Source organism: Streptomyces sp. NPDC046876, from assembly GCF_040645035.1.
Lineage (GTDB): Bacteria > Actinomycetota > Actinomycetes > Streptomycetales > Streptomycetaceae > Streptomyces.
The window spans coordinates 16,584-30,726 of record NZ_JBEYXK010000084.1 but is presented as its reverse complement, the minus strand read 5'-3'; the positions used below and the strand labels follow the sequence as shown (position 1 = coordinate 30,726).

The following is a 14,143-nucleotide window of genomic DNA, read 5'->3' as shown; positions in this document are numbered from 1 at the left end:
CCGCCCCAACCCCCCCCCGGCCCCCGGGCCGTCGCGGCGATCGTTTCCGGTCACTGCGGCCCGTCAACTGCCCAATAACTGAACAGAGGTTGGTGCCTCCGGTCTGGCACGATGGCGCGTGCTGCCGCCCCCCGCCCCGCACGTCGCCCGCCGCCCGCCCATCCCCTCCCGGAGGCCCTGCGCCATGCCGCTCCTCGACCCGACGCTCTGGCAGGACGGACCGACCCTCACCGGCGGTACCGCGCCCGTCGTCGAACCCGCCACCGGCCGCACCCTCGCCACCCTCGACCTCGCCGCGCCCGCCGACGTGGCCGAGGCCGCCGTACGTGCCCGGGCCGCCCAGGGCGACTGGGCGCGGGCCACCCACCTCGAGCGCGCCGCCGTGCTGCGCCGCGCCGGCGACCTGTTCACCGCCCACGCCGCCGAGCTGCGCGAGTGGCTGGTGCGCGAGTCCGGCTCGATCCCCGGCAAGGCCGACTTCGAACTGCACGTCGCCGCCCAGGAGTGCTACGAGGCCGCCGCGCTGGCCTCCCGGCCCGCCGGGCAGGTGCTGCCGAGCGAGGCGCCCCGGCTCTCCTTCACCCGCCGCGTCCCGGCCGGGGTGGTGGGCGTGGTGGCCCCGTTCAACGCCCCGCTGATCCTGGCGATCCGCTCCGTCGCCCCGGCCCTGGCCCTCGGCAACGCGGTGCTGCTCAAGCCGGACCGGCGGACGGCGGTGTGCGGCGGGCTGGCGCTGGCCGCCGTGTTCGCCGCGGCCGGGCTGCCGGGCGGGCTGCTGCACGTGCTGCCCGGCGGGGCCGGGACGGGGGCCGCGGTGGTCGCCGATCCGCTGGTGCGGGTGGTGTCGTTCACCGGTTCCACGGCGGCCGGCCGGTCCGTCGCCGAACTGGGCGGCCGTCACCTCAAGCGGCTCCACCTGGAGTTGGGCGGGAACTCGGCCCTCGTCGTCCTGCGGGACGCCGACGTCGAGGCCGCCGTCGCACAGGCCTCGTGGGGCTCCTTCTTCCACCAGGGCCAGATCTGCATGACCGCCGGCCGGCACCTCGTCCACGCCTCGCTGTACGACGAGTACGTGGAGCGGCTCGCGGCCCGGGCCGAGTCGCTGGCGGTGGGGGACCCGTACCGCGACCGGGTCCACCTCGGCCCGCTGATCGACGCGGCGCAGCGGGACCGGGTCCACGCGCTGGTCGAGGCCAGCACCGAGCAGGGGGCCAAGCTCGTCGCCGGCGGCACCCACGAGGAGCTGTTCTACCGGCCGACCGTGCTCGCCGGCGTCGACGACGACACGCCCGCCTACACGGAGGAGGTGTTCGGCCCGGTGGCCCCCGTACGCTCCTTCGCGACGGAGGAGGAGGCGGTGGCGCTGGCAGCGGCCGGCCCGTACGGGCTCTCCCTCGGGATCGTGACCCGGGACGCCGCGCGCGGGCTGGAGCTGGCCGAGCGGATACCGACCGGGATCGCGCACGTCAACGACCAGACGGTGAACGACGAGGCCGTGGCCCCCTTCGGCGGGGTCGGGGCCTCCGGCACCGGGGCCCGGTTCGGCGGGGAGGCGAACCTGGAGGCCTTCACGGAGCTGCGCTGGACGACCCTGCGGGCCACCCCCGCCGGACACCCGTTCTAGCCGACACGCCGTCGGCGGATCGCCCCCGGAATGCGGGCCGGAATGCGGGCGGCCGGCCGATCGTTTCAGAGACCATACGAGGCAATCAGGAGGTCTGGAACCGTGGCTACTGTCGAGCTCACCAAGGAGAACTTCGACCAGACGGTCAGCGAGAACCCGTTCGTGCTGATCGACTTCTGGGCGGGCTGGTGCCGGCCGTGCCTGTCGTTCGCCCCCGTGTACGAGAAGGCCTCCGAGGCCCACCCCGACCTGCTCTTCGCCAAGGTCGACACCGAGGCCCAGCAGGAACTGGCAGCCGCCTTCCAGATCACCTCGATCCCGACGCTGATGATCGTCCGGGACCAGGTGGCGATCTTCGCCCAGCCCGGCGCGCTGCCGGAGGCGGCTCTGACCGACCTCATCGGCCAGGCCCGCGCCCTCGACATGGACGAGGTCCGCGCGAAGATCGCCGCGGCGGAGCAGGACCGTGGCTGAACCGTCGCTAAGGTGACGGGGAACACGAGCCCCGGGAGCCCCTGAGCCCCCGGGGGCTCGCTCCGGTCGACCCCTGGCCCTGGAGGGCGCGCATGTCGGAAACGGTGGAGTACGACGTCGTGGTCCTCGGCGGCGGGCCGGCCGGCGAGAACGTGGTGGACCGCACCCGCGCCGCCGGGCTCAGCACGGCCCTGGTGGAGAGCGAGCTGGTGGGCGGGGAGTGCTCGTACTGGGCCTGCATCCCCAGCAAAGCCCTGCTGCGCCCGGCGCTGGCCCGGGCGGACGCCCGCCGGGTGCCCGGGCTCGCGGGCGCCGTCGGCGGCCCGCTGGACACGCCGGCCGTCTTCGCGCACCGCGACTACTGGACCGGCAACTGGAAGGACGAGGGCCAGGCCGACTGGCTGGAGTCCATCGGCGCCCACCTCCACCGCGGCCACGGCCGCCTGGACGGACCGCGCCGGGTCGTCGTCACCGGCTCCGAGGGCGAGCACCACGTCCTCGCCGCCCGGCACGCGGTCGTCGTCGCCACGGGCTCGCGCGCCGTGGTCCCCCCGCTGCCCGGGCTCGCCGGTGCCCGGCCCTGGACCAGCCGCGAGGCCACCTCCGCCCGGGAGGTGCCGGGCCGGCTGCTGATCGTGGGCGGCTCCGTGGTGGCCGCGGAGATGGCCACGGCCTGGCAGGCCCTGGGCTCACAGGTCACCGTGCTCGTCCGCGGCTCCCGGCTGCTGCCGCGGATGGAGCCCTTCGCGGGGGAGCTGGTCGCCGAGGCGCTGCGCGAGGCCGGCGCGGTGGTCCGTACGGGCGTCTCGGCCGAGGCGGTCGTACGCGACGGGGGCAGCGGCCCGGTCCGGGTGGTGCTGGAGGGCGGCGAGATCGTGGAGGGCGACGAGCTGCTGATGGCGACCGGCCGTACGCCGCGCACCGAGGACCTCGGGCTGGACACGGTCGGACTGGCTCCCGGCGACTGGATCGCCGTGGACGACAGCTGCCGCAGCGAAGCGCACGACTGGCTGTACGCGGTCGGGGACGTCAACCACCGCGCGCTGCTGACCCACCAGGGCAAGTACCAGGCGCGGATCGCGGGCGCCGCCATCGCCGCCCGCGCGGCCGGCACCCCGGAGCCGGACACCGGCCCGTGGGGCGCGCACGCGGCGACCGCCGACGTACGGGCCCTGCCGCAGGCGGTGTTCACCGACCCCGAGGCAGCGGCGGTGGGCCCCACCCTGGCCGAGGCGGAGCGGGCCGGGCACCGGGTCCGTGCGGTCGACTTCGACCTGGGCAAGGTCTCCGGCGCGGGCCTGTACGCCGACGGCTACCGGGGCCGGGCCCGCATGGTCGTCGACCTCGACCGGGAGGTGCTGCTCGGCGCCACCTTCGTCGGGCCGGGCGCGGCCGAGCTGGTGCACGCGGCCACGATCGCCGTCGCCGGGGAGGTCCCGATCGGCCGGCTGTGGCACGCGGTCCCCGCGTTCCCGACGATGAGCGAGATCTGGCTGCGGCTGCTGGAGGCGTACCGCGGGTAGTCATGCCGCGGGTGGTCATGTCATACCTCGGATGGTCATACCGAGTGCGGCCCGCCGGGCCCGGCGTGGCCCGGGCGCGGCGGGCCCGATCGGGGCAGCCCGGTCGGCGTGGGCCGCTCGGCGCCGGCCGGTGTCAGGGGCCGACGGTGATCTGCTGCGCCGGGTCGGTGGTGTCGGTGACCTTGTAGACGGCGTTGAAGACGGACGAGGTCGCGCTCGTCGGGCAGCCGAAGCCGCCCGTGACCGTCACCGGCACGGAGGCGTTGGTGAAGGTCAGGCTCGGCGGGGCGCCGTTGACCCAGCTCCCGCTGACGTTCGCGGGGCCGGCGGGCGCGGCGGTGACCGTACAGGTGGCCAGGCCGGTCGTGTGCACGACGAGCCCGCCGGTCGGCACCGTCATGGTGGCGGTGATCGGGGACCCGTCCTGCATGGACACCGACCAGGAACCGCTGGTGGTGACCGTCGGGGTCACGCCCGGCATGCTCGAGGTGCACGAGGTGTACGTGGGCGGGGTGAGCGGCGAGGAGACGGGTCCGGCGGCGTTCTGGTTGCCGGGGGCGGCCGGGACGGTGCCGGTGGAGACGGAGACCGTGCAGGTCACGGTCACCGAACCGGCCTTGAGGGTGGCCTTGCCGCTGAGGGTGGCCTTGAACGCGTGCCCGGCCGGGGTGACGGTGGTGGACCCGGCCAGCGGTGCGGGTGCGGCCGCGGGGGAGGCGGTGGCGGTGGCCGAGGCCACGGACAGCACTCCGGCGGCTGCCAACCCGAGGGCGAGCGCGGTGCGCCTTCTGCTCATGGCTGTGCTCCTTGGGGATCGGGGTGCGGTGGGGTGGGGGACGGCGTGGGGGTGGGGGAAGGCGTGGCGGAGGGGGAAGGCGTGGGTGAGGGGGAAGGGGAACGAGCAGGGGCCGGGGCGGCGTTCGGCTGCCAGGCGAACATCAGGCCGCCGCCGAGGATCCCGAGCAGGGTGCCGATCAGGAAGCCGCCGAGGTTGGACAGCACCAGCGCGGCCGTGGCGATCAGCGTGGTCAGGACACCGGCGAGGCCGCGCTGGGCGGGGGCGAACCAGGCGGTGAGGCCGAGCACGATCATGACGATGCCCATGAGCACGGACGGGATGCCCGCCACGCCCTGCTGGAGCATGACCTTCAGCGGTGCCAGCGGCAGGGCGCAGATCTCGGCCCCGGCGAGGACGGCGAAGAGCCCGCCCCAGAACGGCCTGCTGCGCCGCCACCGCCGCCAGCGGTTCAGAAGCATTCCTTCTTGCCCTTGCTGATGTTCATGCTGAGGCCGGAGAGCTTGAAGGTGCCCGCGTTGGTGGCCCAGGCCGTCTGCTGGAGATCGGTGATGCTGACGCTGTCGGCCTGCTGCGCGAACAGGTCCTGCATGCCGACGGCTTCGGCCGGTCCCTTGTCGAGGGTGGAGGCGTCGCGTCCGATCTCGATGTTGGTGAAGACGGCGTTGCCGGAGAGCTGGGTGGCGTCGACGAAGAGGTTGCTCGCCTCGACGGGGGAGTTCTTGCCGGCGGTGAGGTTGAGGGAGATGTCGCCGACCACCGGCAGCGAGGTCACCACCGACTGGCAGAGGTGGTGGAGTTTGGCTTCCTTGATGGCGGTGACCGCCACCGGGACCAGTTCCTGGCGGGCGTTGACGTCGATGCTTCCGTACTGGGCGAAGCCCTCGCCCTCCAGGCTGCTGGCCGACACCTTGAACTGCTGCCCCGACACGGCGAAGGAGGCGGCAAGCGCGCCCTGTGCGAGGGCGATGCCGAGACCCGCGGTCACGGCCACGGCGGGGAGGGTCAGAACGGCGAAGCGACGCCAGCGGACCCGGCCGGTGCCGATGCCGGCGTCTGCGTCTCTGCCGGGCGGGCCGGATACATCCGATAAGTCGGAGGAAGGGGAGTCCGTCATGAGATCGTCCCTTATTTCGGCTGTGCACCGTTGTTACCGACGAGTTGAATGTAAGAGTGCCAATGGTGGTTGGCAAGGTTGCTCGAGCGCGCCTTTTCGGCCGACTCCTACCGATCGGTCACTGCCCCCGTTCTCTCGCCTACTCCGAGCTGTTGTCGGCTCGCTGCGCTGAGTGCCGAACCGGTCCATACCCCCGCGCTCGGACAGAGGTGAGGCTCAGGCCCACCGGCGGGGCTCCCATCCTGCGCTCCTGATCGGGGATCATGGGCGGCATGGAACACGTTGCGCCGGTGAGCGTCCTTGCTCTCCGTCCTGTCCTTCCGCATCCGCAGGCGATCATGAAGGGGGCGGCCATACGTCCTTTGATCAACGACCAGGACGTGCTGGAGGAGATGCATCCGGACGGCGATTCAAGCTGCTATCAGCAGATGTGGCTCGGTTCATCGGAGACGTGGCCGCTGTGGGCCGCTCGCGAGCCTCGCCGTGTCGAACTGTCGAACAACGACTGCGTCACCGATTGCTGTGGAGGAGTGTTCGTCACCATCCAGCGTCGTGGCGATCACGTCGAGTGGGTGAGCTGGGAGAACACCAACGACATCCGGGTCCCTGTCCTACCGGAGGTCCGATTCGACGCCTCACAGTACGACGCCGAACTGGCTCGGGTCGTAGCTGACCACAGCTGGGAGGAGCCCGTAGACACGGCGGCCCGTCTACTGGCCCACCGGATCGCTGCAACCGACTGGTACAAGCGGTGGGACTGCCAGCCGTTCGTGCACGGCATCCGTGTGCAAGAGCGGGGGGAGTCTGCTGAAGTGGTCATGCCCTTCGTCACCAGCCAGTTCGACGAAGGCGGTACGTACCGCTGGCACGTCATGTCCGTGACTGCGCAGGAGCCCGTCGAGGAACAGGTACGGCGGTTCGTTGAGCAGATCACAGCTACCGACCCCCGCGAGAGTGCAAAGGGTCCCTGACAGCGCCGGGAGCCTCGCGCATCAAGTAGCGCTGGTGGGCAGAGTCCGGACGTGGCTGCGCTGACCTCTGATGTCGGTGCGCCGGTCCAGCTCGGTGCGCAGTTCGTGGATGACCTGGGCATGGACGGCGACGCGCTCGTGAAGCCGGCCGTTGTCCTCCCGCAGTGCGCGGGCGATGGCTTCGGCGTCTACTGCGCGGCGAAATCCCGGCAACGGTTTCTTGTGGCTAGAGACCCCCGCGCAGCAGTTCGGCAACCTCCGCTTCCACCCGCAGGGCCATCGCCTTCGCGAATTCCGCGGCCACGACCTCGCGCGCCACCGGCCGCAGCGCCGCCGCGGCCGCGCCGATGTGATCCAGTTGCGTGGCCGAAAGGTGCTCCAGCCCGTCCGCCCCGATCACATGCCGCCGGAACAGTCCGACGAACCGGTCGGCGAGCGCGGCCGCCTGGACCTGCACGAAGTCCCCCGCGTCCAGGATCTCCGCGAGCGGCACGCCCTGGCGCACCAGCGTCAGCGTCGCCTCCAGCAGCCGCCGGCTGCGGTGGGTGACCCGGTCGCCCTCGATGCGTACGTACCCGAGCCGCTCCGCCCGCCGGGTGTCCTCGGCCGTGGCCGCCGGGCCGAAGAGATCGCCGAGCTCGGCCAGGCTCATGGTGACCGGCTCCTCCTGGACCCAGTCGCGGGTCATCGCCCGTTCCAGGCCCAGCAGTTGGGACAAGCCGCCGCCCGCCTCCCACGCGTGCAGCAGCTCGCCGATGCCGTTGACGGTGTAGCCACGGCCGAGCAGGTCGCTGATCAGGCGCAGCCGGGTGAGGTGGTCCTCGGAGTACCAGGCGATCCGGCCCTCGCGGCGGGGCGGCGGCAGCAGCCCGCGCTCCTGGTAGTAGCGCAGGTTGCGCACCTTGACGCCGGCCGCGCGGGCCAGGTCCTCCCGGCGGTAGCGGCCGGTGCCGGTGCCGGGACCGGTGCCGGGACCGGGGTTGGCACCGGTATCCGGGCCGTCACTCGTGCCGTCGTCCGCCGCGTCGTCGTGCACCAGGCTGCTCACGCGGCCGAGTGTAGGACGTACCGGCAGGTCACATGGGCCGCGGACGCTTCTCCCGCTTGACGGCCCGCAGCACCACGAACCGCGGTTCGCTCGCGGCGACTTCACTGTTGCCGAAGAGGCGGCGGAGGTGCGTGTGGTAGCCGAGGTGGCGGTTGGCGACGATCCACAGTTCGCCGCCGGGCCGCAGGGCGCGCCGCGCCTGCGCGAACATCCGCAGCGCCGTCGCGTCCGTCGTCGCCTGGTGGGAGTGGAACGGCGGGTTGCACAGGACGAGGTCCACCGACGCGGCGGGCAGCATCGCGAGCCCGTCGCCGACGAGGAACTCGGCCCGGTCGCGGCGGCCGCTGCGCACGTTCGCCTCGTACGTGGCCCGCGCGGAGGCGACCGCCTGGTAGGACTCGTCCGCGAACACGACCTCCGCGTCCGGGTCCGCGACCGCGACCGCCGTACCGACGATGCCGTTGCCGCAGCCCAGGTCCACGACGCGGGCTCCGGCCGTGTTGTTCGGGATGCTCTGGAGGAAGAAGCGGGTGCCGACGTCGAGGCGGTCCGCGCAGAAGATGCCGGCGTGGTTCACCGCGGTCAGGCCGGCGCCCGAGCCGGCGTCCCGGTCCAGGGTGTACGTGAGCGGCCAGCCGCCGCCGGCGGGCGCCTCGGGGGCCGCGCCGCCCGCGGCCACCTCCGGCGTGCAGAAGATCAGCCGGGCCTTCTTCTCGGCGAGCGAGGTTTTGGTCGGCCCGAGGATCCGCTCGAACAGGCTCAGCGTGGAGGTGTGGATCTCCTTGACCATGCCCGTACCGACCACCACGGTGCCCGCGTGCACGTGCGGGGCCAGCCGCAGCAGCTGGTCCTCCAGCAGCGCCAGGCTCTTGGGCACCCGTACGAGCAGCACGTCGATCCGCTCCGGCGGGGCGTCCTGCGTGGTCAGCAGGGTGACCGCGTCCTCGGCCGCCCCGGCGCGCTTCAGGTTGGCCTCGGTGGCGGCGCGCGTGAGGTACGAGTCGGTGATCTGCGTCGGCCGGTGGGCGGCCAGGGCCGTCGCCAGTGCGCCCCAGCGGTCACCGAGCACGGTGATCTGCCCGGCCCCGGCCAGGTCCACCGGGCCGCGCTCGCCCGTACCGGAGTCCAGGTGGCGCAGCAGGTACTCGTCGGCGGCGTCCCAGGCGCGGAGCCGGTCGCGCGGGTCCTCGGGGAAGCGGGTGAGCTCGTAGGAGCCGAAAGGCGTGGTCAAACGGTTCATCGTGCCCCCAGGCTATCCGAGCCCAGCCCCCGCCCCCGCACACGCGGGGCGGGGGCGGTGCCACCGCGCGCGTACGGGGCCCTGACCTGCTCTGCTCCGGGAACCCGCCCTACCCCGGGAGCTCCCCCTACTCGGGGAACTCGCCGGCCATCGCCGCGGCGAGCCGCAGGTACGGCGCCGCCTCGGCGGCCCGGCCCTGGCGCTCCAGGGTGCGGCCCAGCATCAGCTGGGCGTAGTCCTCCACCGGCCAGCGCTCCAGGATGGCGCGCAGCTCCCGCTCGGCGCGGCCCAGCTGCGCCGAGTGGTAGCAGGCGCGGGCCAGCAGCAGCCGCGGCGCCAGCTGCTCGGGGGCCTCGGCCGTCACCGTTTCCAGGATGCGCGCGGCCGCCGCGTACTCCTTCGCGTCGAAGAAGAGCCCGGCGCGCGCCCAGCGCTCGGCTGCCGTCCCGTGCTCGTAGTACGCCGTCGGCGCGTCCATCGTGTCCCTTCCGCCGTTCGGGTGCTGCGTCCGCCCCCTCCAACACGTGACAGGAGCCGCGCATTCCACGGAACGCGGAGGTCGCTGCGGTACTAAGTTGTGCGGTATGAGCAATCTCGATCGCCAGCCCGCACTCTCCGCCTGCGGCGGCCGCGGATTCGTCGTGGCCGAGCCCGTGCGGGAGCTCCTGTCCCCGCGCAAGGTCAAGCTCGGTGAGTCCACCGAGGTCCGCCGACTCCTGCCGAACCTGGGCCGCCGCATGGTGGGCGCCTGGTGCTTCGTCGACCACTACGGCCCGGACGACATCGCCGGCGAGCCCGGCATGCAGGTCGCCCCCCACCCCCACGCCGGGCTCCAGACCGTGAGCTGGCTGCACGACGGGGAGGTGCTGCACCGCGACAGCGTGGGCAGCCTGGAGACGATCCGCCCGCGCGAGCTGGGCCTGATGACCTCCGGCCGCGGTATCAGCCACTCCGAGGAGAGCCCCCGCTCCCACGGCCGCCTCCTGCACGGCGCCCAGCTGTGGGTCGCGCTCCCCGATGCCCACCGCGACGTGGAGCCGCACTTCCAGCACCACGCCGAGCTCCCGCACGTCACGGCCCCCGGCCTGTCGGCGACGGTGATCCTCGGAACCCTGGACACCGCCACCTCGCCGGGCACGGCGTACAGCCCGATCGTCGGCGCGGACATCGCCCTGGCGGCAGGCACCGAGACCCGGCTCCCGCTGGAGCCGGACTTCGAGTACGCCGTGCTGTCGATGTCGGGGGAGGCCCACGTCGACGGCGTCCCGGTCCTGCCGGGCTCGATGCTCTACCTCGGCTGCGGCCGCACCGACCTCCCGCTCCGCGCCACCTCGGACGCCGACCTGATGCTCCTCGGCGGCGAGCCGTTCGAGGAGGAGATCGTCATGTTCTGGAACTGGATCGGACGGTCACACGATGATATCGCGCAGGCCCGCGAAGACTGGATGAACGGGACGAGATTCGGCGAGGTGAAGGGCTATGACGGCCCTCCGCTTCCGGCTCCCGAGCTTCCACCGACGCACCTGAAGCCCCGAGGAAGAGTGCGTTGACCTGTTGGTTTGTGTGGAGGAGGGCTGGGTGTCGCGCCCGCACCCGGCCCTCCGATTTTGGTTTCGCAGGGGAGGTCGCCGGACGCAGCGCGAGAGCCTTCGGAGCCGACGGTCGAGTCTCATTTGTTGCAGGCTGTAACCAAGTTTGGTCGGACGAATGCTGACCTTTTGCCGACTTTACTGACGAGTAGTTAGATCCTGGTTGCTGGTCCAGGCAAGACCTCTTGCCCGTAAGGGCAGTGGTGGCAGCCACCGCGCTGCTGGCACCAACGGTCGTGACTTCGGATCGGGCCGGACGTGCGATTCGTGGATGAAGCATGCGTGGCGGATCTTGTGTACAAGTGACAACGTCCTTGCGGTGCCGCTGAGGCGTTCTCGCCCTGGCAGCGGTGGTCAAGATCGAAGGACGGTGTCCAGGTGTCGCTGGACCGGCTTGAAGATCCGTAAGGGATGTACTGCGGGATCTCCGGCAGGGTCACCCGCGACCTCGGCGATTTCATCGGCGTCCGCCACATGCGCGGTCCCCCCGACCACCTCGCAGGCCGTGTACGACACGTGCCGGCCGGTGATGGGATGGACCCGCTCGCCCAGCGGAGCAACGGCGACCACCTCAAGGCCGGCCTCCTCCTTCGTCTCACGGACGGCCGCTTCCTCGCAGGACTCGCCCGATTCGACTTTGCCCGCCGGAAACTGCCACGAGAGCTGGCCCTCTGCAACCCGTCGGCGTACGAGAAGGACCCGACCTGGGCCGGGCGCAGATGCAGCCGATGAGCCGGCATCGGCGGAAGGTCTCCTGGTGTCCGGTTCCGGTTCGCGGTGAGGTGTCGGCCGGATCCACGTAGCCCAGCCTGAGGTAAGGGCAGGGACTCGATTGCTTTGAGTTCCGATTTGTGGGAGGTCGCCAAGGGGGTGAGGTGATCGGCTACGTTGTGAAGTGGTGGGAGAGCCCAAGGAGTGGTGGCCCCAACAGCGCTGGAGGCAGGGCCGGGAGGATGGCGGGGCCCGGGGGCGCTGGCAGTGAGCCTTTTCCATCTTCAGTCTGAGCTGGCCTGATGCAGGCAGAGGACAGCCTGGACGAGGCTCGTGATGCGGGTGGTCGAGCATCGCAGCTTGCGCAGCAGTCGCCAGGACTTGAGGGTGGCGACGGCCTGTTCGGCGAGGGCCCGAATCTTGGCGTGGCAGCGGTTGACCGCCTGCTGGCCATTGGACAGGGTCTCCCATCTGTCCCGGTAAGGGACACGGACCGTGCCGCCGGCTCCGCGGTGCGCCTTGTCGGCCCAGCACGGGACGCCGGCCTCGGCAAGAGCGTCGATGATGCCGTTCTCGCGAGCAGCGCGGACGTCGTGGACGGCTCCGGGAAGGGCGGGTGATGCCCACAACAGACGTCCGGAAGGTTCGGCGATGACCTGCACATTCATTCCGTGTTTCTTGTGCTTGCCGGAGTAGAAGGGTCGGTCGGCGGCGATCCGGTCGATCGGCAGGAGCGTGCCATCCAGCAGGACGTACGCCTTGGTCGAAGCTGTCCCGGGCGGCCTCGGCCAGGGTGGGGGCGAGCGAGGCCAGGAGGTCGACGGCTTCGGTGATGTAGCGGTAGGCGGTGGTGGTGCCGATGCCGAACCCGGCCGCCAGTTGGGCGTAGGGGTGGCCGTTGCGGAGGTGGGCAAGGGCGAGCAGGGCCTGCCGGCCGGCACTCAGGCGCCGCCATCGGGTGCCGAGCAGCCGGCGGTGTTCTCTCAGGCGAGTGGTGAGGAAGCGCAGGGCAGAGCTGGACAGGTCCAGTCCGGAGGGGTAGACAAGCACACGAAGCCCTTGGTGGAGACGGGTCTTCTTGGTCGAAAACCCATCTACCAGGGGCTTCGCTACGTTGTCAGCCCAACCACCGCATCCTACCGACAGGTTGGAAAGGCTCATTGCCAGAATGGTTGATCTTCCATGGAGGTCCGCTATGAGTAAGAGGCAATTGGTAGAGCGCATCACGCGCTCGGTGCAGCCAAAGTAGAGGGTGTTGTACGCGGCAGGAGTCGCCCACGTACTCGGCCTACGCAACACCAACCAGGTCAACCAGATGGCCCGCGATCTCGGCGGCTCGTTTTCTCAACACGCCAAACGATGAAGCGGGAGCTCCTACACCTGTCAAATGGCGGGAGCCGTCTGGGTGGGGCCCTTCTCCCAGGTGGGCGGGCCGACGGTGCCGTTGTGAGCGGCCAGCGACTGCTCCAGTCGCTTGATGTGGTAGTACTGCACCCGCGCTGTGCGCTGCAGGGCCATGACCGCAGTGAGGAACTGGTCCATCTCGGCTGCCCGGGTGAGGATGTCGTCCGGCACATGATCGTCCCGCAAGCAGGCCTCCGCGTCCTGGCTGAGCACGGCCTGTGCCCAGTTACGGGTGATCGGTTTGAACAAGCCCGGGTGGTTGGCCACGATCCGCGCCCGGATCGCCAGGTCGTTCTCGGCGGCTTCCACGTGCAGTCCTGTGTCCTTGTTGCGCGCCCCGAACAGCGGCTCATGGATGTGGTGAGCATCGAAACCGTGCTCGACGCAGCCGATCCAGAAGTCCCAGTCTTCCCCGGCCCGCATTCCCTCGTTGTACCCGCCCACGGTTTGCCATGCCTCGCGGCGGAACAGCGAGCAGTAGAACATGATGAGCCGTTGGAGCAGCAGTTCTCTGCTGTAGGCGGGGAAGGGCATCGCCTGCGGAGGCAGATCGTCGTCGGTGAAGGCGAACACATCGGTTGAGGCGATGGCGACGCCGGGGTCGCTGTCCAGTACCGCGACGGTCTTCTCCAGCATCGTGGCCGCGATCACGTCGTCGGCGTCCAGCGGAAGGATGTACCGGCCGGCGCTGGCCTCGATCCCCGTGTTGCGCGCGGCGGAGACCCCGGCATTGGCCTGCTGGAGCAGCCTGATGCGCCGGTCGGGGTGGTGGGCGATGAGGGCCTCGGCCACGTCGACGCTGTTGTCGGTACTGCCGTCGTCGACGATGACGATCTCCCAGTCGCGGAACGTCTGTGAAATGACGCTGGACACCGCCTCGGGCAGATAGCGGCCGTAGTCATGACACGGGATGACCACCGAGACCACGGGGTCGGAACTGTGGGGCATGCGCCGTCCTTTGCTTCGGAACGGGAGCGGGAAGGAAGGAGAACCGGGTGATGGGTGGTCGCGATCGACAGGCCCGGCGTGGCCCCCCCCGCCCCGTTCCGGGGTCACGCCGGAGCAGACCTGCTGAACCACGTGCTAGCTCTGGCGCTCCAGCGACCCGTAGTCGGACCAGTGGTCGGGCCTGTGGTCGGGTCTGTGAGGCCCGTGCTCGTCGTGGTCGTGCTCGCGGCAGTGCCCGTAGTCCGGGATCGTGATGTTGCCGACGGGCGTGCAGCAGTGCCCGTAGTCCGGGATCGTGATGTTGCCGACGGGCGTGCAGCAGTGCCCGTAGTCCGTGATCGTGACGTTGGCGAACGGGGGGCAGGGGTGTTCCGCCCCCGGGGTGAGGGTGACGTCACCCAGCGGCTGGATCTGCTGCCCGTACTTCGCCGAGACCGTCGTGTTCGGACCGAGGGAGGCGTACGCCGCCTCCGCGGTGCTGAGCAGTCCGGCGGTGGCCAGTGCGGCAGGAAGGGCTAGGGAAGTGATGGCGCGCGCTTTCACGGTGGCGCCTTTCTGTTGTGGGTGGGGGAACTGCCCTGGGATGCCGGTGAACTCCACGGCAGGGCAGTAGTGCCACCGTAAGATTGCCTACCAAGCGTGTCAAAACGGGCACTCTCTGCGAGGGGGCGCTGGTAGGCGTACAGGCTGTGCCGACG

General features: G+C 71.1%; 13 protein-coding genes and 2 pseudogenes. 5 read left to right on the top strand and 10 right to left on the bottom strand.

The window, feature by feature from the left end; genetic code table 11:
• Nucleotides 1-184: 184 nt before the first annotated feature.
• The 3 genes from ABZ924_RS30185 to ABZ924_RS30175 all read left to right on the top strand — a co-directional run bounded on the left by ABZ924_RS30185 (nt 185) and on the right by ABZ924_RS30175 (nt 3,621).
• A complete protein-coding gene (locus ABZ924_RS30185; RefSeq protein ID WP_361916624.1) occupies nt 185-1,624 on the top strand; it encodes an aldehyde dehydrogenase family protein in 1,440 nt (479 codons plus the stop codon).
• Nucleotides 1,625-1,726: 102 nt separating this feature from the next.
• Nucleotides 1,727-2,098 carry a thioredoxin domain-containing protein gene (locus ABZ924_RS30180; RefSeq protein ID WP_361916621.1) on the top strand — a complete coding sequence of 124 codons (372 nt, stop codon included), beginning with the start codon at nt 1,727-1,729 and terminating at the stop codon, nt 2,096-2,098.
• 92 nt (nt 2,099-2,190) lie between these two features.
• Nucleotides 2,191-3,621: an NAD(P)/FAD-dependent oxidoreductase gene (locus tag ABZ924_RS30175; RefSeq protein ID WP_361916618.1), complete on the top strand. Its 1,431-nt coding sequence runs from the start codon at nt 2,191-2,193 to the stop codon at nt 3,619-3,621.
• 133 nt (nt 3,622-3,754) lie between these two features.
• Here ABZ924_RS30175 and ABZ924_RS30170 read toward each other — a convergent pair whose 3' ends face one another.
• From ABZ924_RS30170 to ABZ924_RS30160, 3 genes are read right to left on the bottom strand one after another with little or no spacing between them, the layout of a single operon-like run.
• Entirely contained in the window at nt 3,755-4,417 is a 663-nt protein-coding gene (locus ABZ924_RS30170) for a hypothetical protein (RefSeq protein WP_361916615.1), read from the bottom strand.
• Nucleotides 4,414-4,878: a DUF6114 domain-containing protein gene (locus tag ABZ924_RS30165; protein WP_361916612.1), complete on the bottom strand. Its 465-nt coding sequence runs from the start codon at nt 4,876-4,878 to the stop codon at nt 4,414-4,416. Before ABZ924_RS30165 ends, ABZ924_RS30170 begins: the two co-directional genes overlap by 4 nt.
• Entirely contained in the window at nt 4,869-5,426 is a 558-nt protein-coding gene (locus ABZ924_RS30160) for a DUF6230 family protein (RefSeq protein ID WP_361916630.1), read from the bottom strand. The genes ABZ924_RS30165 and ABZ924_RS30160 overlap by 10 nt, the downstream gene beginning before the upstream one ends.
• A 380-nt stretch (nt 5,427-5,806) precedes the next feature.
• On the opposite strand from ABZ924_RS30160, the gene ABZ924_RS30155 reads away from it, so the two are divergent.
• Nucleotides 5,807-6,505, top strand: coding sequence for a hypothetical protein (locus ABZ924_RS30155; protein ID WP_361916609.1), 699 nt, complete (start codon nt 5,807-5,809; stop codon nt 6,503-6,505).
• 226 nt (nt 6,506-6,731) lie between these two features.
• On the opposite strand, the gene ABZ924_RS30150 is transcribed toward ABZ924_RS30155, so the two are convergent.
• The 3 genes from ABZ924_RS30150 to ABZ924_RS30140 form a co-directional block, all read right to left on the bottom strand.
• Nucleotides 6,732-7,553, bottom strand: a complete 822-nt coding sequence (locus ABZ924_RS30150; protein WP_361916606.1) for a MerR family transcriptional regulator — start codon at nt 7,551-7,553, stop codon at nt 6,732-6,734.
• A gap of 28 nt (nt 7,554-7,581) precedes the next feature.
• Entirely contained in the window at nt 7,582-8,784 is a 1,203-nt protein-coding gene (locus tag ABZ924_RS30145; protein WP_361916603.1) for a methyltransferase, read from the bottom strand.
• 136 nt (nt 8,785-8,920) lie between these two features.
• Entirely contained in the window at nt 8,921-9,271 is a 351-nt protein-coding gene (locus tag ABZ924_RS30140) for a tetratricopeptide repeat protein (protein WP_361916600.1), read from the bottom strand.
• Between the two features lie 106 nt (nt 9,272-9,377).
• On the opposite strand from ABZ924_RS30140, the gene ABZ924_RS30135 reads away from it, so the two are divergent.
• Nucleotides 9,378-10,343 (top strand): pirin family protein, encoded by a 966-nt coding sequence (locus ABZ924_RS30135; RefSeq protein WP_361916597.1) that lies wholly within the window; start codon nt 9,378-9,380, stop codon nt 10,341-10,343.
• A gap of 393 nt (nt 10,344-10,736) precedes the next feature.
• Here the strand turns inward: ABZ924_RS30135 and ABZ924_RS30130 are convergent.
• From ABZ924_RS30130 to ABZ924_RS30115, 4 genes and pseudogenes are all read right to left on the bottom strand, one after another.
• Nucleotides 10,737-11,087, bottom strand: a pseudogene (locus tag ABZ924_RS30130) (NUDIX hydrolase); the annotation flags it as partial.
• A 290-nt stretch (nt 11,088-11,377) separates the two neighbouring features.
• Nucleotides 11,378-12,143: pseudogene (locus ABZ924_RS30125) on the bottom strand (IS5 family transposase).
• Nucleotides 12,144-12,476: 333 nt separating this feature from the next.
• Nucleotides 12,477-13,445, bottom strand: coding sequence for a glycosyltransferase family A protein (locus ABZ924_RS30120; protein WP_361916594.1), 969 nt, complete (start codon nt 13,443-13,445; stop codon nt 12,477-12,479).
• Nucleotides 13,446-13,580: 135 nt separating this feature from the next.
• A complete protein-coding gene (locus ABZ924_RS30115; RefSeq protein WP_361916591.1) occupies nt 13,581-13,988 on the bottom strand; it encodes a hypothetical protein in 408 nt (135 codons plus the stop codon).
• Between the last annotated feature and the right edge of the window lie 155 nt (nt 13,989-14,143).